This is a genomic window from Pseudomonas sp. BO3-4 (assembly GCF_034044115.1).
In the GTDB taxonomy this organism is placed as follows: Bacteria; Pseudomonadota; Gammaproteobacteria; order Pseudomonadales; family Pseudomonadaceae; genus Aquipseudomonas; species Aquipseudomonas alloputida.
In genome coordinates this window covers 1732955-1754665 of record NZ_CP139018.1, presented here as the reverse complement: position 1 = coordinate 1754665, position 21711 = coordinate 1732955, and the positions used below count along the sequence as shown (strand labels likewise).

The window sequence follows — 21711 nt, the reverse complement described above, 5'->3', positions numbered from 1 at the left end:
AAAAGCGGCATTCTACCTTGCGGGCCTCTTCGCGGGTAAACCCGCGCCTACAGGATGCCGCGCCGAGCGGAACCACCACCCCTGCTGCATCCCCGCCGCCGCCAACAGGATCAACCCCACCCCCAGCCACTGCAGCGGCGCCAGGCGGTGCCCGAACGCCACCCAGTCCACAAGAATTGCCGCAATCGGGTAAATGAACGACAGCGCACCGGTCAAGGCCGTGGGCAAACGCTGGATGGCGCTGTACAACAGCACATACATCAGGCCGGTGTGCACCATGCCCAGTGTCAACAAGCTGGCCAACGCCGGCACTTCAACCGGCAACCCGCCAAGCGTGACCCATGGCGCTAGCAGCAACACACCCGTGGTTACCTGAATCAACGCAATCAGGTGCGGGGGCGTGCCACTCAGGCGCTTGATGATCAAGGCCGCGATCGCATACAGAAACGCCGCCCCCAGCGCCAGGGCAATCCCCAGCAGATAGTCCTCGCCATTACTTTGCCCAGCGCCATGGGCACTGACGATGGCCAGCATGCCGAGGAACGCCACACTCAGCCAGGTCACCTTGGCCAAGGTGATCTTTTCGCCCAGAAACAGCGCCGCCAGCCCCACCAGCATGAACGGCTGCACGTTGTACACCGCCGTGCCGATGGCAATCGACGCCCGTGCGTATGAAGCGAACAACAGCAGCCAGTTGCCGACAATGGCCACCCCGCTGGCAATCGCCAGCAAAAATGCCGTGCGGCTGATCACGCCCGGTCGCAGAAAGCCAAACGCGGCGCAAATCGCCAGCAAGGTCACGGCACCGAACACGCAGCGCCAGAACACCACATCCAGCACCGGCTGGCCGGACACCAGCACGAACCAGCCAATGGTCCCGGAAATCAGCATGGCGGTGACCATTTCCAGCGAGCCACGGCGCAATGAACTGTCCATCTCAAACCTCCTTTTGATAATGGCAACAGTATGCAAAGGCTGCAGGCTGGCCATCCAGCGGATAACCAAGGCATTTTCGCCAACCTGCCTTTACTATCAAGGCAGATAACACGAATTACCTGATGAGGTGAGCATGACCGATGCCATTGACCAATTATTGATCAACGCACTGATGGAGGACTCGCGCCGCTCGCTCAAGGCGCTGGCGCAGGTCAGCGGGCTGTCCGCACCTAGCGTCAGCGAGCGCCTGCGCCGGCTGGAGGAGCGTGGCGTGCTGCGCGGCTACACCGTGGAGGTCGACCCGCGCGCCTTTGGCTACCAGTTGCAGGCGATCGTACGCATCCGTCCGCTACCGGGGAAGCTGCAGGAGGTGGAGCGCCAGATCATTGCCATCCCTGAGTTCACCGAATGCGACAAGGTCATTGGCGAAGACTGCTTCGTCGCCCGACTGCATGTGCGCTCGATGGAGCAGCTGGACACCCTGCTCGACCTCATGAATGTGCTGGCCGAGACCAATACCGCGATCATCAAGAAGACCCCGGTCAAGCGGCGGTTGCCGCCAATGGATTGATTGGCTCCATGTGCTGGCCTCTTCGCAGGCGTGCCCGCGAAGAGGCCAGCACAGGAAAAGCTGACTATTTTTTGTACACAAAAACGTAACCATAGGTGCCATTTTTGTGTGCACTTTCTTCAGTGGCGCCCCAATTCGTTACACACTTTCCACCCGTTATTTTGACCAAATGATCAACTAATCAATCTTTCAAAAAATATAACTTGTTCATTTGGTCAACTTATATTCTCTGTATTTCATTAACTTACCTTTTAACAAGATAAGTTCGAAATGATCGCCTGATGAAACCTGCTCTTCCCTTGGCATGGAACTCGCTTTTGTGTGTTCGTGTTTTGTATACAACTTAAACAAAACATAGATACACAAGAATCCGCGACGCCGACCCAATGTCGGCCGCCGCGCCCACAACCCTGTGATGCCAACGCTGCACCGACGAGATGGCGAGCCCGTGCGCATGCCCGCTCATCGCAGTCCATGTGCATCAGGAGCCCGCCGGAATGGGTAGCAGCCTCGACCTTGCCCCTGAACTATCCGTCGCCAGCACACACCCCGCGTCCACGCTTGCCGGCCACCAGCCGGACCTTGTTCTCAGCCCGCGCCTGCATAACCGCGACCTGGCGCCCACGCGTATGGAAGGCCGTCGCTGGGGCGGCTACAGCATCTTCGCGCTGTGGACCAACGATGTGCACAATATCGCCAACTATTCGTTCGCCATGGGCTTGTTCGCCCTCGGCCTGGGCGGCTGGCAAATTCTGTTGTCGCTGGCCATCGGCGCGGTCCTGGTGTACTTCTTCATGAACCTGTCGGGTTACATGGGCCAGAAAACCGGGGTACCGTTCCCGGTCATCAGCCGCATTGCCTTCGGCATCCACGGCGCGCAGATCCCGGCGCTGATCCGTGCCGTCATCGCCATCGCCTGGTTCGGCATCCAGACCTACCTGGCATCGGTGGTGCTTCGGGTGCTGCTCACCGCCGTGTGGCCGCAAATGGCAGCCTACGACCACGACAGCATCCTCGGCCTGTCGAGCCTGGGCTGGGTGTGTTTCGTGTCGATCTGGCTGGTGCAGCTGGTGATCCTGGCCTACGGCATGGAGATGGTGCGCCGTTACGAGGCCTTTGCCGGCCCAGTGATCCTGCTGACCGTCGCCGCCCTGGCGGTGTTCATGTACTTCAAGGCCGACGCGCGCATTGCCTGGTCGGTGGCTACCCCGCTGACCGGCTACGAGATGTGGCGCAACATCTTCGCCGGCGGCGCACTGTGGCTGGCGATCTACGGCACCCTGGTGCTGAACTTCTGTGACTTCGCCCGCTCCTCGCCTTGCCGCAAGACCATCCGCGTCGGCAACTTCTGGGGCCTGCCGGTAAACATCCTGGTATTCGCCGTGATCACCGTGGTGCTGTGCGGCGCGCAATTCCAGATCAACGGCCACATCATCGACAGCCCTACGCAGATCGTCGCCGCCATACCCAGCACGCCATTCCTGGTGCTCGGCTGCCTGGCCTTCCTGATCGTCACCGTGGCGGTGAACATCATGGCCAACTTCGTCGCCCCGGCCTTCGTACTCAGCAACCTGGCACCGCGCCACCTGAACTTCCGCCGTGCCGGGCTGATCAGTGCCACCCTGGCGGTGCTGATCCTGCCGTGGAACCTGTACAACAGCCCGCTGGTGATCGTGTACTTCCTGTCGGGCCTGGGCGCCCTGCTCGGCCCGCTGTACGGCGTGATCATGTCCGACTACTGGTTGCTGCGCAAAGGCTGCATCAACGTGCCAGAGCTGTATACCGAGCACCCGGCCGGCGCCTATCACTACAGCAAGGGCATCAACCTGCGCGCCGTGGCCGCCTTCGTGCCGGCCGCACTGCTGGCCATCGTGCTGGCCCTGGTGCCCAACTTCCAGGGTATCGCGCCGTTCTCCTGGCTGATCGGTGCCGGCATCGCCGCCGCCCTGTACCTGCTGATCGCGCCACGTAACCGCCATTACCACGACGTCAGCGGCGAGTGCATCGCCGTCGATCACAGCAGCCATTAGTCAGGGAGGACTGCCCATGCGCATTCTGATCGCCAACGTCAACACCACCGAAGCCATCACCCACGCCATTGCCGAACAGGCCCGTGCGGTGGCCGCACCCGGTACCGAAATCGTCGGCCTCACACCCTGGTTCGGCGCCGAATCGGTGGAGGGCAACTTCGAAAGCTACCTGGCGGCCATCGCGGTGATGGACCGGGTCCTGGCCTTTGAAGGGCCCTACGATGCCGTGATCCAGGCCGGTTATGGCGAACATGGCCGCGAAGGCCTGCAGGAACTGCTCAACGTGCCTGTGGTGGACATTACTGATGCCGCCGCCAGCACGGCAATGTACCTGGGCCACGCCTATTCCGTAGTAACCACGCTTGACCGCACCGTGCCATTGATCGAGGACCGCCTGAAGCTCTCGGGCCTGTATGACCGCTGCGCCTCGGTGCGAGCCAGCGGGCTGGCGGTGCTGGAACTGGAAGCCGACCCGCTGCGGGCCGTGGAGGCGATTGTCGAGCAGGCCGAACGCGCCGTGCGTGACGACAAGGCCGAGGTGATTTGCCTGGGTTGTGGCGGCATGGCCGGGCTGGACGAGCAGATTCGCCAACGCACCGGCGTGCCGGTGGTGGATGGTGTGAGTGCAGCGGTGACCATTGCCGAATCGCTGGTGCGCATGGGTTTGAGCACGTCCAAAGTGCGCACCTATGCGACGCCACGGGCGAAGAAAGTGGTGGGCTGGCCGATGCGCTTCGGCCGCTAGACATCCTTCGCCTGTACCGGCCTCTTCGCGGCTAAAGCCGCTCCTACCGGTCCAGCGCAAGCCTGAATACCGTGGGGTCCTCGTAGGAGCGGCTTTAGCCGCGAAGAGGCCGGCCCGCTTAACACATCATCCTGGCCAAACGCTGCGCACTGCCACAGGCCAAGGTGAACCCCAACGCCCCATGCCCCAGGTTCAGCCACAGGTTGCGGTACACCGTCCCACCTATGATCGGCACCCCGGTAGGTGTCGCTGGTCGCATCCCCGCCCACTCCACCGCCTGGCCATAATCCGCCGCCCTCGGCAGCGTCTCCAGCGCCAGCCGCCGCATGCTCTGCAAACGGCGCATGTCCACCGACTCGTCGAAGCCGACAATGTCCACCATCGCCGCTACCCGCAGCTGCTGCCCCAGGCGTGCATAGACAATTTTGCGCTCATAGTCGGTAAGGCTCACCTCCGGGGGCAGGTGCCCGGCGCTGATCGGTGCGGTCAGGCTGTAGCCCTTCAGCGGGTAAACCGGTATCTGCACCCCCGGTAATGCCAAGCCTGGGCCGCGATGCCCGGCACACAGCACCAACTGCTCCACGTCCAGCTGCAGATCGCCCAATTGCAGTGCCACGACCTGGCCCTGGCGCTGAACCAATTGCGTCACTGGCCGGCCAAGCAGGAAACGGCACTGGCCCGACGCGCGCAACAGCGCCTCCAGCCGCAAGCAAAACACGTGGCAATCGCCAACCTCTTCGCCCGCCGTGAACACGCCCCCCACAAACGGTGCGCCATCCAGGGCAGGCTCCAGCCCGCGCAGCTCGGCAGCCGCCAGCACCTGCTGACTAGCCGGGTCCGTCAACTGTTCCCGGCCTTGGGCAAAGGCCCGTTCACTGCGAAAAGCCACCAGCTTGCCATTGCGCCGCCAGGCGAAATCCCCCAGGTTCTGGTGTTCGCGCCACTGCGCCAAAACGGCCTGGCTGTACAGCGCCAGCTCAAGCAAGTGCCCGGCATTACGGCGATTGACGCTACGCCTGCAAGCCAGGGTGAATGCCAGCAGCCAGCGCCACTGGGCCGGGTCCATGCGCAAGCGCAAGCGCAATGGCGACTCGCCCTGCAACAGCCAGCCCAGCGCCTGCCACGGCACCCCGGCATCAGCCAGCGGCGCCACATAGCGATAGGACAATTGCCCGCCATTGGCAAAGCTGGTGGCCGACGCCAGGCTGTCGCGGGCCTCGATCAGATCAACCGACCACCCTTCCCGAACCAGCGCGTAGGCCGTCGCCAGGCCCACCACTCCGCCACCGATCACCGTTACCCGCTGCTTCATCGCTCATCCCTGTTCCGGCTTCCTTGCCAAACAGTACCAGCGGATCAGGTCGGGCAGCTATGCGCACCGTCATTCAGGCCCTGGCGCACATTGCGGCTCAGCAGACTGGCCTTGCCATCGTGCCAGGTCAGGGTCAGTACGTAGAGGGTGTCGAAGTCTTCGCCGCTCCAGTCCTCGGTGATCACCCGCTCCTCCCCCAAGGCCTTGCCGGCCACCGTGTTGATCAGTTCCGGCAGGTAGCCGTGGGACCAGGCGGTATAGATGGTCGCATTGCGGTATTTGTCGCTCAGCAACTCATCGGCCAGTTCAGCGGTGTCGTTGGCGCCGTAGTCGATATTCACCGGTAAGCCGAGGCGGATGGCACTGGGGGTGATGGTCATCAATGGGCGGATGTAGCTGTAGCTTTCATCCCGGCTGCCTTCCTCGACATGCCGCGTGGGGTTGGCGGCAAACACATAGTCGGCCTTGCCGAAGCGCTCGGGCAGTACAGTGGCCAGGTCCAGCGCACGGTTGAGGCCCTGGCAATTCAACTGCCCGAGCCCCTCGCCCGGCTTCTCGCCATGACGCAGAAACACCAGGGTCTGGGTGCCATCCACCGGTTGCGCCCGGCTTTCGACAGCCTCCAGCGCCAACGGCGCGGCGATGGCAGTGAGCACCAGGCTCAGCAGCAAGTGACGGCGACGGCGAAAGAATGTTGGCAACTTCATCAAGGCAGGCTCGTGTGGCAGAGAAAATCGGGTTTACCCGCCACATCGCCACCCGTTAGAGGGCGTCCTAGTAGTGAATGCCATCCTTGGCACGAGTGAGGGTCAGAGTGCCCTGAACCCGTTTGGTTCCTCCCTGGAGGTGGATGCCGTTCCCTAGGCAAGGCCTAGATTAGGGGCTGGGTGTTGCGCAATTGTGTAAGGTGCAAGAACCTCGGGTTGCAACGCGAACACTCAATCATCCCGCGTGAGCACTTCCAGCAGTTCAATCTCGAAGGTCAGGTCCGAATTCGGCGGGATCGCCCCCACGCTGCGTTCGCCATACCCCAGGTGCGCCGGTACCAGCAGCTTGCGCTTGCCACCTACGCGCATGCCCATCAGGCCTTGATCCCACATTCTTTGAATGTGACCCTAAGAATGCTATGCTGCCCACCATCAAGGAGGGCACATGCCACAGGCTATCTCGTACGTCCGGTTCTCCAGCGTCCGCCAACATGGCGGAACCTCAGTTGAACGCCAAACAGCCATGATTGCCGACTGGCTAAAGAACAACCCCACCTTCTGGTTGAGCAGCCTGAAATTCCAGGACCTAGCGAAGTCCGGCTACCACGGCGACCACATCAAAGAAGGGGGTGGCTTCGCAAAGCTACTTGCAGCGGTCAAAGCTGGCGCCATTAAAGAAGGCGATGTTGTCCTGGTCGAAGCCATTGACCGGACAGGTCGAATGGACACAGTGGATATGCTCGGCATCCTTACCCCGATTCTTCAAGCGGGCGTATCCATCATCACCCTTAACGATGGCAACGTTTACAACCGCACCAGCGTCAACGGCTCTCACATCTATATGCTGGTGGCACAGATCCAAGCTGCTAATCAGTATTCTGAGAACCTATCCCGCCGAACCAAGGCGTCTTATCGCATACGTGAGGAAAGAGCAAAGTCGGGTGAACAAGTGAAGCGGTGGACACCTGTCTGGCTTACTACAGATGGGGCTGTTATTGAACGTATCGCCAAGCACGTTAAAGCCGCATTTGAGCTGTACACCGCAGGGGTGGGCAAGGCCACTATTGGCGTGAGGATGCGGGAGACTGGAGAACCTGAGTTGGCGACTTGTTCCGGCCCAACCGTGGAGGGTTGGCTCAGGAACAAAACTGCCATTGGATACTGGAACGATATCCCGAACGCTTACCCTCCGATCATTGAGCCGGAGCTTTTCATACTCGCGCAACAACGCGGTAAAGACGCAAAGACCAAGCGCCCCGCAAAGACTGCGAAACACTTCCTCGTCGGGCTAGTCAAATGCGGTCACTGCGGCGGTAACTACATTATGCAGAACAAGGAAGGGCGACCCCATAGCATGCGGTGCCTTAACCGGCAGCGGCTGAAAGATGCAGGGTGCGACAACACACGTACCATCCCGAAACCGGTTCTTGATCACATCCGCGTCAACACATCGCTAGCAGCGGTCGAAGCCGCGTTCCAGCGTCAGCAACTGACCGTAAATCAGAAACGAATACTCGCCATCCAAGGAGAACTGGATGCCGTTGGACAGAAGATCACCACACTGGTAAAGCTGGCCGATGCTGCGGGAGACTTGGACGAAATCACGGCTCAGCTCAAAGTCTTGAAAGCCGAGCGGGAAGCACTGAATGCCGAACTGATATTGATGGAGCGAACCGAGAGCCCGGTGGATACCCTCGGCGCCGTCAAGGTGGAAGATGACCTGCTAGAGAACGATTCAGTAAAACTAGCCGCCCTGCTTAAAGGGGTAGGCTACGCGATCAACGTGTTTGTCGATGGACGGATGACGGTAGACTGGCCGGACGAGGAAGGACTCGAATGGGCATATAAAGGAGTTGATCGGTCAACGGGACACTACCTGCTCCGAAACTATGACACTGGAGCTATGCCTGAGACCTACGACAAAGTAACCGGACTGCAAATCAAGCCCATGGACGAGATGATACGAGTCTTCCCGAAACCTCACCTTGTGCCGAAGGTCGTGACACCTATAGACGATGGGTTGGAGATTAGCCCCCTGCTTCCGTTCCTTAGAAGGAAGAATAAGCATCAACCGTGACGCCAGAATGGTCCAACTCGGGACCATTCCCCAGGGCCGGGCCTGCCTCACTTTTGAGGCAAAGTCTTGCCACCCTGGCGCCCCTGAATTTTCAAACGCGACCTCTGCCTTTCGTAAGCGGCATTGGCTCTGATGGGGCGCAAATATGCAGCGGGGCACTGGGCAACCGGCCAGAGTCGGCTAAGGGTGGGTCGGTGCCTAACGCCCTTAGCTACAGGAAGGGCCACCCGGCAGGATTTCGTAGAAATATGAGCAGGTACTAAAAAGCCGCCCCGAAGGCGGCTATGAGCGTAGGCGTTCTATTGCAGAGGCGATGCTGCTTGCCTGGAGGTCTAGCGCCTCCAGCGTGGTCATCACGTTATCGTGGACATTGACTGACCCCCGCTGCCTTATCCATGTACTGACCTCTTCAACCGCTGCCCTCAAGGCAGTCTGGTTCATATGCAGGGCTTCAAGGGCGTTCGCCATAGCATCGGCCTTATCGTCGTCCATACACCTAGCCTCCTAGTGACCACTATTACCTGGGCAAAGCCAGACTATGCACTGGCCTTCATTGCACGCTGCACGGTACTCAGGCTTACGCCAAGGCTCTCAGCAGCCTGACGGAATGACAAGCCCTTAGTTACCCCGTCACCAACGATTGCGGCACGGATAGCAGCGTCATCCACGGTCTTAGTACGGCCCTTGTAAACGCCTTTCTGCTTGGCCTTGGCGATGCCTTCCCGTTGACGTTCCTTAATCATCGCACGCTCAAACTGGGCCACTGCCCCCATCATCGAGAGCATAAGGTGCTGGGTCGGGTTGTCCTCGCCAGTGAACTCAAGTTGTTCCTTGTTGAAGCGGATATGGACGCCCCGCTTGGTCAGGTCTTCCACCAACTTGAGCAGGTCGGCCAGGGAACGGGCAAGGCGGTCAATCGAGTGGACAACAATCGTGTCACCCTCTCGCACGTATTCAAGCATCGCCTGGAGCTGGGGGCGGTCAGTCGTGGCACCGCTTACCTTCTCGGTGAAAACCTTGTCCAGGGCGATGCCATCAATGTCATTTTCAGAAGGTGACTGCACGGAATATCAAGAGTCGGCTGCACAGTCTTTTCTGATCTGTGGTCGTCTCAGAAAACGGAAAATAAAGCACGCTAAGCTGTGGAAGCCCCTGCCAAGCTCGTTCCACCTTGCAACGACGCAATCAGCGGACACGAAACATTCCCCTGCCGCGAATGGCAGGCGCACACCAGGTCAGACAGCACAGCCTCCATGCGCGCCAAATCGGCCATCTTCTCGCGCACGTCTTGGAGCTTGTGCTCGGCCAGGCTGCTGGCCTCCTCGCAGTGGGTGCCATCGTCGAGCCGCAACAGCTCGGCAATCTCGTCCAGACTGAACCCCAGCCGCTGTGCCGATTTCACGAATTTCACCCGAACCACGTCCGCCTCCCCATAGCGGCGGATGCTGCCGTAAGGCTTGTCCGGTTCCGGCAACAGGCCCTTGCGCTGATAGAAGCGGATTGTCTCCACGTTGACCCCGGCCGCCTTGGCAAAAACGCCAATGGTCAGGTTTTCCAAATTATTTTCCATATCGCTTGACTCCGTACATGAGTACGGAAGTAAGGTTACGCTATCCAATCCAAATTCAAAAGGGCCAACGTATGTCTGAACCACAAAACGGGCGCGGTGCGCTCTTCGCCGGCGGGCTGGCCGCCATTCTTGCATCGACCTGCTGCCTGGGGCCGCTAGTACTGGTCGCCCTGGGCTTCTCCGGTGCTTGGATCGGCAACCTGACGGTGCTGGAACCCTATCGACCGTTGTTCATCGGCGCGGCGCTAGTGGCGCTGTTCTTCGCCTGGAAGCGGATTTACCGGCCCGTGCAGGCATGCAAGCCAGGTGAGGTCTGCGCGATTCCGCAGGTGCGCGCCACCTACAAGCTGATTTTCTGGATCGTGGCCGTGCTGGTCCTGGTCGCGCTTGGATTTCCCTATGTCGTTCCATTTTTCTATTAACCAGGAGTTCATCATGAAGAAACTGTTTGCCTCCCTTGCCCTCGCCGCCGCTGTTGCCCCGGTGTGGGCCGCCACGCAGACGGTCACCTTGGCCGTTCCTGGCATGACCTGCGCGACTTGTCCTATCACCATTAAAAAGGCCTTGAGCAAGGTCGACGGTGTTAGCAAGACCGAGGTCGACTTCTCAACCAAGCTTGCCGTCGTAACGTTTGACGATGCGAAGACCAACGTCCAGGCGCTTAGCAAGGCGACGACGGATGTAGGCTACCCATCTGAGCTGAAGAAGTAAGGCAACAAATAACGGCAGCATCGCTAGAACCACGGCAGAGATGCCGCTCAGGCGATTCTGCCGGTCGTCATCGCGTGAGCAGCCTGTAAACGACCCACGGAGCCTGTTCCCTGAAGCGCACAACCGATTCAGTGACCGAGGCGTCGTACTAGTTGGCTTGGGCACAACGGATAAAAGAGAGAGCGGAATGCAAGAGTTAAACGAAGTTGGTTTGAGCGTGGCGGGAATGACTTGCCCAAGTTGTACAAGGCACGTTGAGGACGCGCTGCTGGCGGTCCCCGGCGTAACGCGAGCGGCTGTCGATTATCCATCGAACAAGGCGCAAGTCACAGGCAATAGGCTTGACGTGTCCGCGCTCGTAGCAGCAGTGGGCGCCCTTGGTTACGGTGCTACGCCTACAGACGAATTTGAAAGCAAAGAGCGCAGTGTTGAACAGCCAGGACTCCTTGGCAAAGCCGCCCAGTGGCTGAGCGGCGAGCGCGCGGTGGAGAAACCGGCAGGTCAGCTGCATGTGGCGATCATCGGTACTGGCGGCGCCGCTGTGGCAGCAGCGCTGAAGGCAGCTGAAAACGGTGCCCGTGTCACCCTGATCGAGCGGGGAACTATCGGCGGCACCTGCGTCAACGTGGGCTGCGTCCCTTCTAAGATCATGATTCGGGCAGCGCATATCGCTCATCTGCGACGCGAAAGTCCTTTTGACGTGGGACTGTCGGCAACGCCCCCAGTTGTCCTGCGTGACCGTCTGCTGGCGCAACAGCAGGCCCGTGTGGACGAGCTGCGTCATGCTAAATATGAAAGCATCCTCGAAAGCAATCCGTCGATCAATCTGGTGCGAGGCAGCGCCCGATTCAAGGATGGCCAAACGCTTATCGTGGAAGCGGCAGAAGGTGACACTCGCGAAGTGGCCTTCGATCGCTGTCTCATTGCCACTGGTGCAAGCGCTGCCATCCCGCCGTTGCCTGGTCTTGCAGGAACGCCATATTGGACGTCCACCGAAGCCCTGGTTAGCGAAGCCATTCCTAAACGGCTGGCAGTAATTGGCGCCTCGGTCGTAGCACTGGAACTGGCACAAGCGTTTGCGCGCTTGGGCAGCGAGGTGACGGTCCTGGCCCGGCGCACCTTGTTTGCCAGTGACGACCCTGCCATTGGCGAGGCCGTGACTGCAGCTTTCCGTGCGGAAGGCATCACGGTGCTGACACAGACGCAGGCGAGTGCCGTGACCTATTGCGACCGCCAATTCATCCTGACGACCGCGCAGGGCGAGTTAAAGGTGGATCAATTGCTTGTTGCCACCGGCCGCACGCCAAATACCGCAAGCCTGAATCTCGAGCGCGCAGGTGTGACGTTTGACTCGCAACATCGCATCCTGATCGATCAAGGCATGCGCACGAGTGCTTCGAACATTTACGCAGCTGGCGACTGCACTGACCAGCCTCAGTACGTCTACGTTGCAGCCGCGGCTGGTACCCGGGCTGGCATTAATATGACCGGCGGCGACGTAAAGCTCGATCTCGACGCCATGCCGGCAGTCGTGTTCACCGATCCGCAAGTTGCCACGGTAGGCTACAGTGAAGCAGAGGCCCAGCGCATTGGTCTGCAAACCGAAAGCCGTACGCTCACGCTCGACAATGTGCCGCGTGCACTCGCCAACTTCGACACCCGCGGCTTTATCAAGCTTGTTGCTGAGGCAGGGTCCGGACGCATTCTCGGAGTCCAGGCTGTGACACCGGAAGCAGGCGAAATCATCCAGACTGCCGCGATTGCCATCCGGGCCCGCATGACCGTCCAGGATCTGGCTAACCAGCTTTTCCCTTACCTCACCATGGTTGAAGGTCTCAAACTGGTGGCACAGACTTTTTCGAAGGATGTGACACAGCTATCGTGCTGTGCCGGCTAAACCTTGGGCACCAAAACAGGGACAGAGGAGTTTTTATGTTTTGTGACATCAGACTTAAATTACGCCGTGTACGCGCGTGCTTGACGATCGTACTGGCAAGTACCGCAACGTTAGGCATGCCAAACCAAGCGTTGGCGGCTTATGATTTTTCTAAGCTCGGCGCCGCGATTGAAACATTGTCGCCAGAGACCGTCAGTGATTGGGAAAAGAAGGCCAGGGCTGGCGATGCCATGGCTCAGAACATCATGGGTCTTGCGTACAAATGCGGTATGGGCGTAAAGCAAAACCACGCGGCATCGATCCAGTGGTTCCGCAGGGCGGCCGAGCAGGGTGAAGCCGATGCACAGTTCAACCTCGGGCGCCTCTACGGAAGTGAAGTCGACGGTATGTATAAGAATGGGCGTGCGGCTCCTGCCAACGATGCAGAGGCTTTCAAGTGGTACCGCCTCGCTGCCGAGCAGGGACACACGCAGGCTCAAGTCAGGCTGGCCCAGCTGTTTGCAAAGGGTCTTACCGACATCGCGCCCGACCAGGTGCAGGCATACCAGTGGATGAGTCTGGCCGCAGCGTCGGGAGAACCGACAGCAGCAAAAGTCGTTGCAGACTATGCAGCTCAAATGAAGCCCGAACAGTTACAGCAAGCCCAGCTGCTGGCCGAGGAATGGCAACGCCGGCAAGGCACAAAGTAATTCGTCTTTGTTAAGCGCAGGACGTAACCGCCGAGTAAGGTTTATCCCGGTTGATCGCTGCCCGATATAACAGGTGGAAAATGGACAAGACTATTTATTCCAAAAAGATTGCCGAAAGCCTTTCATCTGGCAATCATCCTAAAGAGTTCGCAACGCTCTTTGTCGCGCTGCTCCGACAGCTAGCGATGGGGGGACCTGTATCACGCGAAAAGCTCGCCGGCGCACTCGGATGGTCTGGAGCGAGAGTTGCAACGGTACTTGAGCAGGCACCTGGTACGGAATATGACGACGAGGCCAATATCATTGGACTGGGGCTGACACTACGTGAAACCTCTCACGTTTTTGAGGTGGATGGCCGTCATTTGTACACATGGTGTGCGCTGGACACCTTGATGTTTCCCGCCTTGACCGGCAAGATTGCCCGTGTCACTTCCCGCTGCGCCGCCACCGGTAGGCCGATCACTCTCACCGTTGCACCAGAAGCAGTGCTTCATGTCGAACCGGCAGAAGCAATGGTTTCACTGCGAACTCCGGATACTTCGCCCGACATTCGTTGTTCGTTTTGCTGTCATGTGCATTTCTTTGCGTCTCCGTCTATTGCAAATTCGTGGGCTTCGACCCACCAAGGGATTGAGGTCGTGCCTGTCGAGAGTGCGTTCGACCTTGGTCATGATGTCGCGCTTAAGCTGCTAGAGGACTGCGAGGAAAGCCCAGTATGAATGCGTACTCGATATCGAAGCTGGCTGATGATGCTTGCGTCAGCGTGCATGTCGTGCGCGACTACATGATACGCGGCTTGTTGCACCCTGCTCGGCGAACCGAAAGTGGCTAGAACATTTTCGATGACAAAACACTCGGAAGGCTGCGGTTTCTCCGCGCAGCCTTCGAGTCCGGAATTGGGCTCGACGAACTGGCGCGACTTTGCAAAGCATTGGACGCAGACGATAGCGAAAGCCTGGACCGATGCGTCGAGCGCGTGCGATGGAAGATCGACGTGCGTCGAACAGTTTTGACTGTCGTCGAGGCCTCTTTGAATGAAATGGCGGCCGGTGCAGCTACTTGAGGTCCGGCCGGTAAAAGCGTTGGAATTAGCCACTTCGTATATAATATATTGATTAATATAGCTTTTTCGATGAATGTTTGACTAAAGCCTTTATCGCGACAGTGACTCCTGAAGCTGCTTAAACTGCCCCTGAATCACCGCTTTTTCCTGAAGAATCAACTTGTTCTCATCGGACAGAACTTCCGCTCTATTCTGAGAGGCTTTCAGATCCGTTTTGGTGACCTCTAATGCTTGGGATAGTACGGCCACCTGCTTATCGGCATCTGCTTTCTGGCTTGCGAGTGCGGCAATATTATCCGCCAATTGTTTGCTTTCATGCTTCCGCTCCCGGTTTTTTGCCGAGGCGTCGTTAAGTTGATGCTCCAAGTTCTGGATATCGGCCACTTGCCTATCCAAGGTGCTTTTGTGCATCGCATTGGCCTGTTCGAGCTCATGCGTTTGTCGTTGTAATTGCGCATTAGTGTCTATCAGCTCGGACGCTCTTGACTCGGCTTGGATGAGCCGGTTTTGCAGGTCTTGAATCTGGTCTTTCAGGCCCCGGTTAACCATCTGGAATTGCTCGCGCTCCTGCTGCCGGTCTTCGGCGGTGCGTTGCTGGTAGGGGGCACCTCAGAAAACGGAAAATAAAGCACGCTAAGCTGTGGAAGCCCCTGCCAAGCTCGTTCCACCTTGCAACGACGCAATCAGCGGACACGAAACATTCCCCTGCCGCGAATGGCAGGCGCACACCAGGTCAGACAGCACAGCCTCCATGCGCGCCAAATCGGCCATCTTCTCGCGCACGTCTTGGAGCTTGTGCTCGGCCAGGCTGCTGGCCTCCTCGCAGTGGGTGCCATCGTCGAGCCGCAGCAACTCGGCGATTTCATCCAGGCTGAAGCCCAACCGCTGGGCCGATTTCACGAATCGCACCCGTGTCACGTCCGCCGCGCCATAGCGGCGAATGCTGCCATAGGGCTTGTCCGGCTCGGGCAACAAGCCCTTGCGCTGATAGAACCGGATGGTCTCCACGTTGACGCCGGCTGCCTTGGCAAAAACGCCAATGGTCAGGTTCTCCAAATTATTTTCCATACCGCTTGACTCCGTACATGAGTACGGAAGTAAGGTTACGCTATCCAATTCAAATAGGAGATGGAACCATGAAGCTCGCCCCATATATTTTAGAACGTCTCACCCCGACCAACCGGCCCAAAGGTTTTGCGGAGTTCTTGGTCGCGCTACTGGGTGAACTTGCCAAGGGACGCCCGATTTCGCGAACTACGCTTGCCAGGACTCTTGGCTGGCCCGCTGAGCAAGTGGCGGCTGTGCTCGAACAAGCCACCAGTACCGAATACGACAACGATGGGAACATCATCGGCTATGTCCTCACCTTGCGCGAGACGTCGCATGTCTTGGAAATTGACAACCGCCGGCTGTATGCCTGGTGCGCGCTGGACACCCTGATGCTCCCGGCGTTAATCGGCCGTACAGCTCGCGTCTCGTCGCATTGCGCTGCAACTGGAGCACCCGTTTCGCTTACGGTTTCACCCAGCGAGATACAGGCTGTCGAACCTGCCGGCATGGCGGTGTCCTTGGTATTGCCGCAGGAAGCAGCCGACGTTCGTCAGTCCTTCTGTTGCCATGTACATTTCTTTGCATCTGTCCCGACGGCGGAAGACTGGGCCTCCAAGCATCAAGGATTGGAAGGATTGGCGATCGTCAGTGTCCACGAGGCTTTCGGCTTGGGCCAGGAGTTTAATCGACATCTGTTGCAGACCATGTCATCTAGGACACCGTGATCGGATATCGACCCAATGTTCTACGGCACCGGCATCGGATTCGCAGCGCGCGGATTGAACTCGGCGAAACGGTATATGCATTGCCGTGAACCGACCAAAAGGAGGTGTTCGATGAACGCCTACACGGTGTCCCGGCTGGCCCTTGATGCCGGGGTGAGCGTGCATATCGTGCGCGACTACCTGCTGCGCGGATTGCTGCGGCCAGTCGCCTGCACCACGGGTGGCTACGGCCTGTTCGATGACGCCGCCTTGCAGCGACTGTGCTTCGTGCGGGCCGCCTTCGAGGCGGGCATCGGCCTCGGCGCATTGGCGCGGCTGTGCCGGGCGCTGGATGCGGCGAACTGCGATGAAACTGCCGCGCAGCTTGCTGTGCTGCGTCAGTTCGTCGAACGCCGGCGCGAAGCGTTGGCCAATCTGGAAGTGCAGTTGGCCGCCATGCCGACCGCGCCGGCACAGCATGCGGAGAGTTTGCCATGAACAGCCCCGAGCGCATGCCGGCCGAGACGCACAAACCGTTCACCGGCTACCTGTGGGGCACGCTGGCCGTGCTGACTTGCCCCTGCCACCTGTCCATCCTCGCTGCCGTGCTGGCCGGCACAACCGCCGGTGCATTCCTTGTCGAGTATTGGGTCATCACGGCGCTCGGTTTGACCGGCCTGTTTCTTCTGTCACTGGCGCGGGCGTTGCGGGCATTCAGGGAAAGATCATGAGCGCTTCCCGGCCGGATGGATGGACTACGGCGGAGGGCCCAAGCGTTCGAGCGCGGGCAAGGCTTTCTGTTCGCAAAGCCGATGCCGGCGGCGGCATTCGCCGTCTTCGTCAGTCAATGGAGGGGTGCCACCATGAATGCAAATGATCCGACCGCCACCAGTTGCTGCGTGTGCTGCAAGGAAATTCCGCTCGATGCCGCCTTCACACCGGAAGGCGCGGAGTACGTCGAGCACTTCTGCGGGCTGGAGTGTTATCAACGTTTCCAGGCGCGGGCCAGCACTGCGACCGAAACGAGCGGCGAACCGAACGCTTGCGGTTCGCCGCCGTCAAATTGAGACAAACCACGCTTTCGCTACGTCGCCTCATGTCGGCATCAAATTCGGCTGAGTAGCTTCTCGCCATCTGGACGTAGCTCGCCCTTGGGTGAAATATGCCGATACAGGGTCTGCCGCGTGATGCCAAGTTCCTGGCACAGGTCGCCGACCTTGGTCTCTGACTGCCCCATTGCCGCCATCGCCAGCCGCAGCTTGGCGGCGGTCATCTTGAACGGCCGGCCGCCTTTCCGGCCGCGTGCCCGTGCTGAGGCCAGGCCCGCCACGGTGCGCTCGGCGATCAACTCGCGCTCGAACTCGGCCAGCGCGGCGAAGATACCGAAGACCAGCTTGCCGGCGGCGGTCGTGGTGTCAATGGCCGCGCCGTGCCCGGTCAGCACCTTGAGGCCGATGCCGCGTCCGGTCAGGTCATGGACGGTATTGATCAGATGGCGCAGGTCGCGCCCGAGCCGATCCAGTTTCCAAACGACCAACGTGTCGCCTGGCCGTAGTGCCTTCAGACAGCTCGCCAGACCGGGACGATCCTCGCGTTTTCCGGACGCTTGGTCTTCATAGAGATGCGCCGGATCAACACCGGCCGCGACCAGCGCATCGCGCTGCAAGTCCGTCGCCTGGGAGCCATCCGCCTTCGATACTCGCATGTAGCCAATCAGCATCTTGTACCTGTCACATATACGTTCGATTATGTGACAGTTTGCATCGGGAAGCTCTGCACGTCAAAATTTGTCACTTAACCCGTCATTCTGTCTAAGGCATGCAAAGGGTAGGCTAGGCTCATAATGTGACAGAAATTCCGGGGGGATGCCTTCCTTCGCGAAGGTGGCGCGCAACTGTTCCAAGGAAGCGGGGTCGCGCCGACCATAGGAAGCCAACGCGAACAGCGAGCGTGCCGTCTCGGGGTTGTGTCGTGCTTCAATGATGGCCTCATCAATGGCCTGGATTGCACGCTGCCAGTGATCGACGGGTTCGGGCTTCGGCGCTTTCGCCGGCAGGCCACTGGTGAACCCGGTTTGGGGCTCGGACCAGAATAGCTTTGCGTGCTCGCCTGGCGGGCTTATATCCCTCACCTCAATCAAGCTGATTGCCGTTGCCGCCGCCTCCAGCATCTGCAACCGTACTGCCGGGTTCAGGGTTTCATACGGTCGCCACAGACTTTGCCCAGCACGCAGCGGATGCCCGCAGCATTCCCAGATTTGGCGGAGATACCCCGCGTAGGTGCCGCACGTCGAAAGCGGGGTGTTCAGCTCATCGAGCAGCGTGCGTAGCAGCCTAAACCACAATCCGGCGTGGATGCGTCGGCGCGGCAACTCCACGTGGCCGGTCGTCAGTGCCTGCCAGGTACGCTGGTCCATCGCCGCAATCGCGTCGCTGGCAGTGCGCGGTTCGGCGTCGGCGTTCTCCCAGCCGAGAAACCGCCCTGGCACGCCCCAATAGGATTCCAGCCAGCAGCCATGCAGTGGGCAGCTCAGCATCAGGGGCAGCTTCCACGCGAGCAGTACGGCTTGGTTCTCCGGATCGTTCAGACAGAGCGGGCAGGCGCGATGTATCGGCTGGCTGGGCAGCCAGGCACGCCAGCTCGTGATGGATCGCGTCCTACGGCGGAGTTTCGGCAGCAGCACCGAGAGCTGGAACGCATAGGTTTCCAATGCATCTGGAATCTGATCATCAAGGCTGTCCAGTAGCCAAGGCACCCAGCCGGCGAAACTCATGCAACGCAGCCGGTCCGGCTCGATGCCGCTCCGCTGGGAGAGCATCGCCAGCAGCGCCAGTGGTGGCGCGGTGTCCAGGTCATCAACCTGGCCGTGACCAAGATCGTGCTCCAGCAGCTCGGACACCTCCATGTGATAGCAAAGGGCCACGCGGTTGAGCCACGAAGACAAGGCTTCGCCTTCCCTGGGAGCCGGATGCAGTGGCCAGTGTGGCGCTGGCTTCACATCAGTTCCCGCTCGAATTGCCGCCGCCGCTCGCTGGGACCGGTGTAATCGGCCATGCTGAGCGTGCGATGGTTGATCGCTTCCTCACCGCTCTCCACGGCAGCGACGGCCGCCGCCATCAACAGGTGCGCCAGCTCGCCGATGGTGCCCTCGCTGCGCGTGAGCAGGTAGCGGGCCATATCCAGCGTGGCAATCGACGAGGGTCGCCGCAGCGGGAGCGAAGCCGCGAAGCTGGCCAGCAGTGAGCAGCAATCGTCGTTGGCCTCCCACACCGGCAGCATCATCGGCTCGAAGCGGTTTTCCAACTGGTCGTCCGAGCGGATCGCCAAGTAGGCATCGCGTGTGCCGACCCCGACCAGCGGGATGCGCAGCTCGTTGCCGAGGAAACGCAGCAGGTTGAGGAATTCCCGGCGGTTGACGCTGTTGCCGGCCAGGACGTTGTGCAATTCGTCGATCACCAGCATGCGCACGCCGACCTTGCGTAGCAGTGCCAGCGCCAATTGCTCCATTTCCGGCAGCCGTGGGCGCGGGCGCAATGGCGCGCCCATCGCGGCAAGTAGCGCGACGTAGAAGCGGATTACCGACGGTTCGGATGGCATCTGCACGACCAGTACCGGAATGTGCTCCTGGTCGGCGTCGGAGCTGGCCGGGTGGGTGCGGCGGAATTTCTCGACGATCATCGACTTGCCGTTGTTGGTTGGACCGACCAACAGCAGGTTGGGCATGCGTTGTTTGTTCGGCCACGCATACAGGGCTTCCAGCCGATTCAGCGCCTCGACTGCTCGCGGATAGCCGATCCAGCGGTCAGCGCGAAGGCGATGGATGCGTTCGTCCGCCGGAAGACGGGCCAAGCCCTGGGCCACCGGCATCAGGTGGGACAAGTCGATGATGGGATATTCTTCCACGGCTACCACTCCTCAATCTGGTCGAACGGTTTGGCAGGTGGCTGGTTGTCTGCCTGCGGGTCAGCCATGTCCGCGTCCGGTGGTGGCGTGGTTTTGAAAAGAACTGCCGTTGCCTTGAGATGCTGGCGTCGATCCGCGTCGCGCCGCGCCTTGCGCGTAGCTTTCTGCGCGGTGGACACGATTTCGCGCATCTGGCCGATCATGCGAAACAGCGCCGACTCATCCACCTGTTCGCGCCCTTGCTGCCGCAATTTCGCCAGCGCCTGTCGTTGTTCCCAGAGGGTGACAGCCGGGTGCGACAAGGTGCGGTATGGAATTTCCAGATAGTGCTGCCCCTCCGGCTCCAGCACCCAAATGCGGCTGATGTCGCGCGGGTCGCGCCGGATCAGGAACGCAGGCAAGCGGTCGCGCCGAGCTATCCACGGCTTGAGCGCATCGGCGTAGTAATGGATGTGGTCGATGACGAAGCCGGTGCGGGTCAGCGTGCGGCGGATGATGGGCAGAAAATCGACCAGAAAAGCCGTGGTGCGAGTGATGACGGTTGGCACGCCGGTCCGCGCGATAGCTTCGGCCCAGCGCGCTGCCGGCGGCTGGAGCAGGCCGTTGTGCACGGAGCCGTGGTAGGTGCCGACCGCCAATGTGAGCCAGCGCTCCAGCTCACGCAGCGTCAGGGCGGCCTTGTTTTCGGAATCGTAGTCGCCGCGCTGGTCAGGGTTGGAGAAGGTCGTCCCTGGCAATTCGTCGTGGATCATCTGCATCGCCGTGCCGATGATCCGTTCCACGATGCCGCCGTAGTGCGGCTGCCCGAGCGGGCGATAGTCAAGCCGGATGCCATGCTGCTCGCAGCCTCGGCGTAGCGCTTCGCTCTTGAACTCGGCCGCGTTGTCCAGGTAGAGCAGCCTGGGCTTGCCGCTCATCGGCCACTCCATTTCTATGTTCAGACCCTCCAGCCAGGGACGCTTGTCGCAGGCGACATGCACAAGGCACAGGCCGACCGAAACAGATGACGGCGCTTCCAGCGTGACGACCATGCCGAGCACGCAGCGGGTAAACACGTCGATGGCGATGGTCAGATACGGACGGCCAATCGGTTGCCGGTCGCGCTCGTCCACCACGATCAGGTCGATGACCGTGTGATCAATCTGCACTTGTTCCAGTGGCGCGGTCACGGCGGGAGGCTCACCACCGACACCTTGCAGGCTGCGGGACGCATCCTGACCTTCCCGGCGGCGAGTGGCCTTGAGCGGATCGAGGCCGGCGATCCGCAGAGCCACGGTGTTGCGCGCCGGCGCCCGCAGCTTTTGCGCTTTGCAAGCCTGCGCGACCTCGCGGTGGAACGCTGCCAGGCTACGCTTCTGCTTGGTCAGGAAGCGCTTTTGCAGCAACTCGCGGATGATGCGCTCAACTGATTCCGGCAAGCGTCCCTTGCCTTTTCCGCCGCCGGATCGGCTGCGAGCCAGGTCCGTCACAAGCCCAGCACCTTGCCGGGCACGGCGGATTAGGACATACACCTGCCGCCTGGACAGGCCAAGCGCGTGAGCAGCGGCATCGGCGGCTTCATGCCCGACCACATCAAGCGCTGCCAGCGGCCCGATGATTTCCGCCCGTTGCCGGGCCTGCGCCCAAGCCGCATCGGGCAGGGTGGCCACGCCTTGCTCGGCAATCAATGATGTGTCTGACGCCATGCTCACACCTCGCTTTGGTGCACACGAGTATTGAGCATAGTCGAGATTGGTGCAGATGACT

General features: G+C 60.1%; 24 protein-coding genes and 3 pseudogenes. 14 read left to right on the top strand and 13 right to left on the bottom strand.

Annotated elements, in window-relative coordinates; genetic code table 11:
* Nucleotides 1–12: 12 nt before the first annotated feature.
* Nucleotides 13–936 carry a DMT family transporter gene (locus tag REH59_RS08190; protein ID WP_014860675.1) on the bottom strand — a complete coding sequence of 308 codons (924 nt, stop codon included), beginning with the start codon at nt 934–936 and terminating at the stop codon, nt 13–15.
* A gap of 133 nt (nt 937–1069) precedes the next feature.
* Here REH59_RS08190 and REH59_RS08185 point away from each other — a divergent pair, with 133 nt between their 5' ends.
* From REH59_RS08185 to REH59_RS08175, 3 genes are all read left to right on the top strand, one after another.
* Nucleotides 1070–1507: an Lrp/AsnC family transcriptional regulator gene (locus REH59_RS08185; protein WP_003254357.1), complete on the top strand. Its 438-nt coding sequence runs from the start codon at nt 1070–1072 to the stop codon at nt 1505–1507.
* Between the two features lie 497 nt (nt 1508–2004).
* On the top strand, nt 2005–3537 hold the full coding sequence (locus tag REH59_RS08180; protein ID WP_320450474.1) for an NCS1 family nucleobase:cation symporter-1: 1533 nt from the start codon (nt 2005–2007) through the stop codon (nt 3535–3537).
* 16 nt (nt 3538–3553) lie between these two features.
* Nucleotides 3554–4282, top strand: coding sequence for an aspartate/glutamate racemase family protein (locus tag REH59_RS08175; RefSeq protein WP_010955048.1), 729 nt, complete (start codon nt 3554–3556; stop codon nt 4280–4282).
* Between the two features lie 118 nt (nt 4283–4400).
* Here REH59_RS08175 and REH59_RS08170 read toward each other — a convergent pair whose 3' ends face one another.
* From REH59_RS08170 to REH59_RS08160, 3 genes and pseudogenes are all read right to left on the bottom strand, one after another.
* Nucleotides 4401–5594: a D-amino acid dehydrogenase gene (locus REH59_RS08170; protein ID WP_014860677.1), complete on the bottom strand. Its 1194-nt coding sequence runs from the start codon at nt 5592–5594 to the stop codon at nt 4401–4403.
* Nucleotides 5595–5638: 44 nt separating this feature from the next.
* The gene (locus tag REH59_RS08165; protein ID WP_014860678.1) at nt 5639–6301 is read right to left on the bottom strand and encodes a histidine phosphatase family protein; all 663 of its coding nucleotides are present in this window, start codon (nt 6299–6301) and stop codon (nt 5639–5641) included.
* A 231-nt stretch (nt 6302–6532) separates the two neighbouring features.
* Nucleotides 6533–6694: pseudogene (locus REH59_RS08160) on the bottom strand (FKBP-type peptidyl-prolyl cis-trans isomerase); the annotation flags it as partial.
* Nucleotides 6695–6746: 52 nt separating this feature from the next.
* On the opposite strand from REH59_RS08160, the gene REH59_RS08155 reads away from it, so the two are divergent.
* Nucleotides 6747–8378: a recombinase family protein gene (locus tag REH59_RS08155; protein WP_320450473.1), complete on the top strand. Its 1632-nt coding sequence runs from the start codon at nt 6747–6749 to the stop codon at nt 8376–8378.
* 282 nt (nt 8379–8660) lie between these two features.
* On the opposite strand, the gene REH59_RS08150 is transcribed toward REH59_RS08155, so the two are convergent.
* From REH59_RS08150 to REH59_RS08140, 3 genes are all read right to left on the bottom strand, one after another.
* The gene (locus REH59_RS08150) at nt 8661–8870 is read right to left on the bottom strand and encodes a hypothetical protein (RefSeq protein ID WP_320450472.1); all 210 of its coding nucleotides are present in this window, start codon (nt 8868–8870) and stop codon (nt 8661–8663) included.
* Nucleotides 8871–8914: 44 nt separating this feature from the next.
* Nucleotides 8915–9442, bottom strand: a complete 528-nt coding sequence (locus tag REH59_RS08145) for a recombinase family protein (protein ID WP_320450471.1) — start codon at nt 9440–9442, stop codon at nt 8915–8917.
* Nucleotides 9443–9513: 71 nt separating this feature from the next.
* Complete coding sequence (locus REH59_RS08140) at nt 9514–9948, bottom strand: mercury resistance transcriptional regulator MerR (protein WP_032490487.1); 435 nt, start codon at nt 9946–9948, stop codon at nt 9514–9516.
* 71 nt (nt 9949–10019) lie between these two features.
* Between REH59_RS08140 and REH59_RS08135 the strand changes: the two genes are divergently transcribed.
* The 6 genes and pseudogenes from REH59_RS08135 to merD (REH59_RS08110) all read left to right on the top strand — a co-directional run bounded on the left by REH59_RS08135 (nt 10020) and on the right by merD (REH59_RS08110) (nt 14308).
* A complete protein-coding gene (locus REH59_RS08135) occupies nt 10020–10370 on the top strand; it encodes a mercuric transport protein MerT (protein ID WP_001294663.1) in 351 nt (116 codons plus the stop codon).
* A 13-nt stretch (nt 10371–10383) separates the two neighbouring features.
* On the top strand, nt 10384–10659 hold the full coding sequence (gene merP, locus REH59_RS08130) for a mercury resistance system periplasmic binding protein MerP (protein ID WP_011405607.1): 276 nt from the start codon (nt 10384–10386) through the stop codon (nt 10657–10659).
* A gap of 187 nt (nt 10660–10846) precedes the next feature.
* A complete protein-coding gene (merA, locus tag REH59_RS08125; RefSeq protein WP_011405608.1) occupies nt 10847–12556 on the top strand; it encodes a mercury(II) reductase in 1710 nt (569 codons plus the stop codon).
* 80 nt (nt 12557–12636) lie between these two features.
* Nucleotides 12637–13245, top strand: a complete 609-nt coding sequence (merG, locus tag REH59_RS08120) for a phenylmercury resistance protein MerG (RefSeq protein WP_231990915.1) — start codon at nt 12637–12639, stop codon at nt 13243–13245.
* 80 nt (nt 13246–13325) lie between these two features.
* Nucleotides 13326–13964 (top strand): organomercurial lyase MerB, encoded by a 639-nt coding sequence (gene merB, locus REH59_RS08115; RefSeq protein ID WP_011405610.1) that lies wholly within the window; start codon nt 13326–13328, stop codon nt 13962–13964.
* Nucleotides 13961–14308 (top strand): annotated as a pseudogene (merD, locus tag REH59_RS08110) (mercuric resistance transcriptional repressor MerD). Before merB (REH59_RS08115) ends, merD (REH59_RS08110) begins: the two are co-directional and overlap by 4 nt.
* 90 nt (nt 14309–14398) lie before the next feature.
* Here the strand turns inward: merD (REH59_RS08110) and REH59_RS08105 are convergent.
* Together REH59_RS08105 and REH59_RS08100 are read right to left on the bottom strand one after the other, a co-directional pair.
* Complete coding sequence (locus REH59_RS08105) at nt 14399–14857, bottom strand: hypothetical protein (RefSeq protein ID WP_011405611.1); 459 nt, start codon at nt 14855–14857, stop codon at nt 14399–14401.
* 84 nt (nt 14858–14941) lie between these two features.
* On the bottom strand, nt 14942–15376 hold the full coding sequence (locus REH59_RS08100) for a mercury resistance transcriptional regulator MerR (RefSeq protein WP_010981353.1): 435 nt from the start codon (nt 15374–15376) through the stop codon (nt 14942–14944).
* Nucleotides 15377–15444: 68 nt separating this feature from the next.
* On the opposite strand from REH59_RS08100, the gene merB (REH59_RS08095) reads away from it, so the two are divergent.
* From merB (REH59_RS08095) to REH59_RS08080, 4 genes and pseudogenes are all read left to right on the top strand, one after another.
* Complete coding sequence (gene merB / locus REH59_RS08095; RefSeq protein WP_011405612.1) at nt 15445–16083, top strand: organomercurial lyase MerB; 639 nt, start codon at nt 15445–15447, stop codon at nt 16081–16083.
* Nucleotides 16084–16194: 111 nt separating this feature from the next.
* Complete coding sequence (merD, locus tag REH59_RS08090) at nt 16195–16560, top strand: mercury resistance co-regulator MerD (protein WP_000995361.1); 366 nt, start codon at nt 16195–16197, stop codon at nt 16558–16560.
* Complete coding sequence (merE, locus tag REH59_RS08085; RefSeq protein WP_005413392.1) at nt 16557–16793, top strand: broad-spectrum mercury transporter MerE; 237 nt, start codon at nt 16557–16559, stop codon at nt 16791–16793. The genes merD (REH59_RS08090) and merE overlap by 4 nt, the downstream gene beginning before the upstream one ends.
* A 48-nt stretch (nt 16794–16841) precedes the next feature.
* Nucleotides 16842–17129: pseudogene (locus tag REH59_RS08080) on the top strand (DUF3330 domain-containing protein); the annotation flags it as partial.
* Between the two features lie 38 nt (nt 17130–17167).
* On the opposite strand, the gene REH59_RS08075 reads toward REH59_RS08080, so the two are convergent.
* The 4 genes from REH59_RS08075 to REH59_RS08060 are packed head-to-tail and all read right to left on the bottom strand — an operon-like array spanning nt 17168 to nt 21650.
* Nucleotides 17168–17782, bottom strand: a complete 615-nt coding sequence (locus REH59_RS08075) for a recombinase family protein (RefSeq protein ID WP_010981357.1) — start codon at nt 17780–17782, stop codon at nt 17168–17170.
* A 60-nt stretch (nt 17783–17842) separates the two neighbouring features.
* Entirely contained in the window at nt 17843–19060 is a 1218-nt protein-coding gene (locus REH59_RS08070; protein ID WP_011405615.1) for a TniQ family protein, read from the bottom strand.
* Complete coding sequence (locus REH59_RS08065) at nt 19057–19965, bottom strand: TniB family NTP-binding protein (protein ID WP_000393453.1); 909 nt, start codon at nt 19963–19965, stop codon at nt 19057–19059. The genes REH59_RS08070 and REH59_RS08065 overlap by 4 nt, the downstream gene beginning before the upstream one ends.
* 2 nt (nt 19966–19967) lie before the next feature.
* The gene (locus REH59_RS08060) at nt 19968–21650 is read right to left on the bottom strand and encodes a Mu transposase C-terminal domain-containing protein (protein ID WP_010791757.1); all 1683 of its coding nucleotides are present in this window, start codon (nt 21648–21650) and stop codon (nt 19968–19970) included.
* Between the last annotated feature and the right edge of the window lie 61 nt (nt 21651–21711).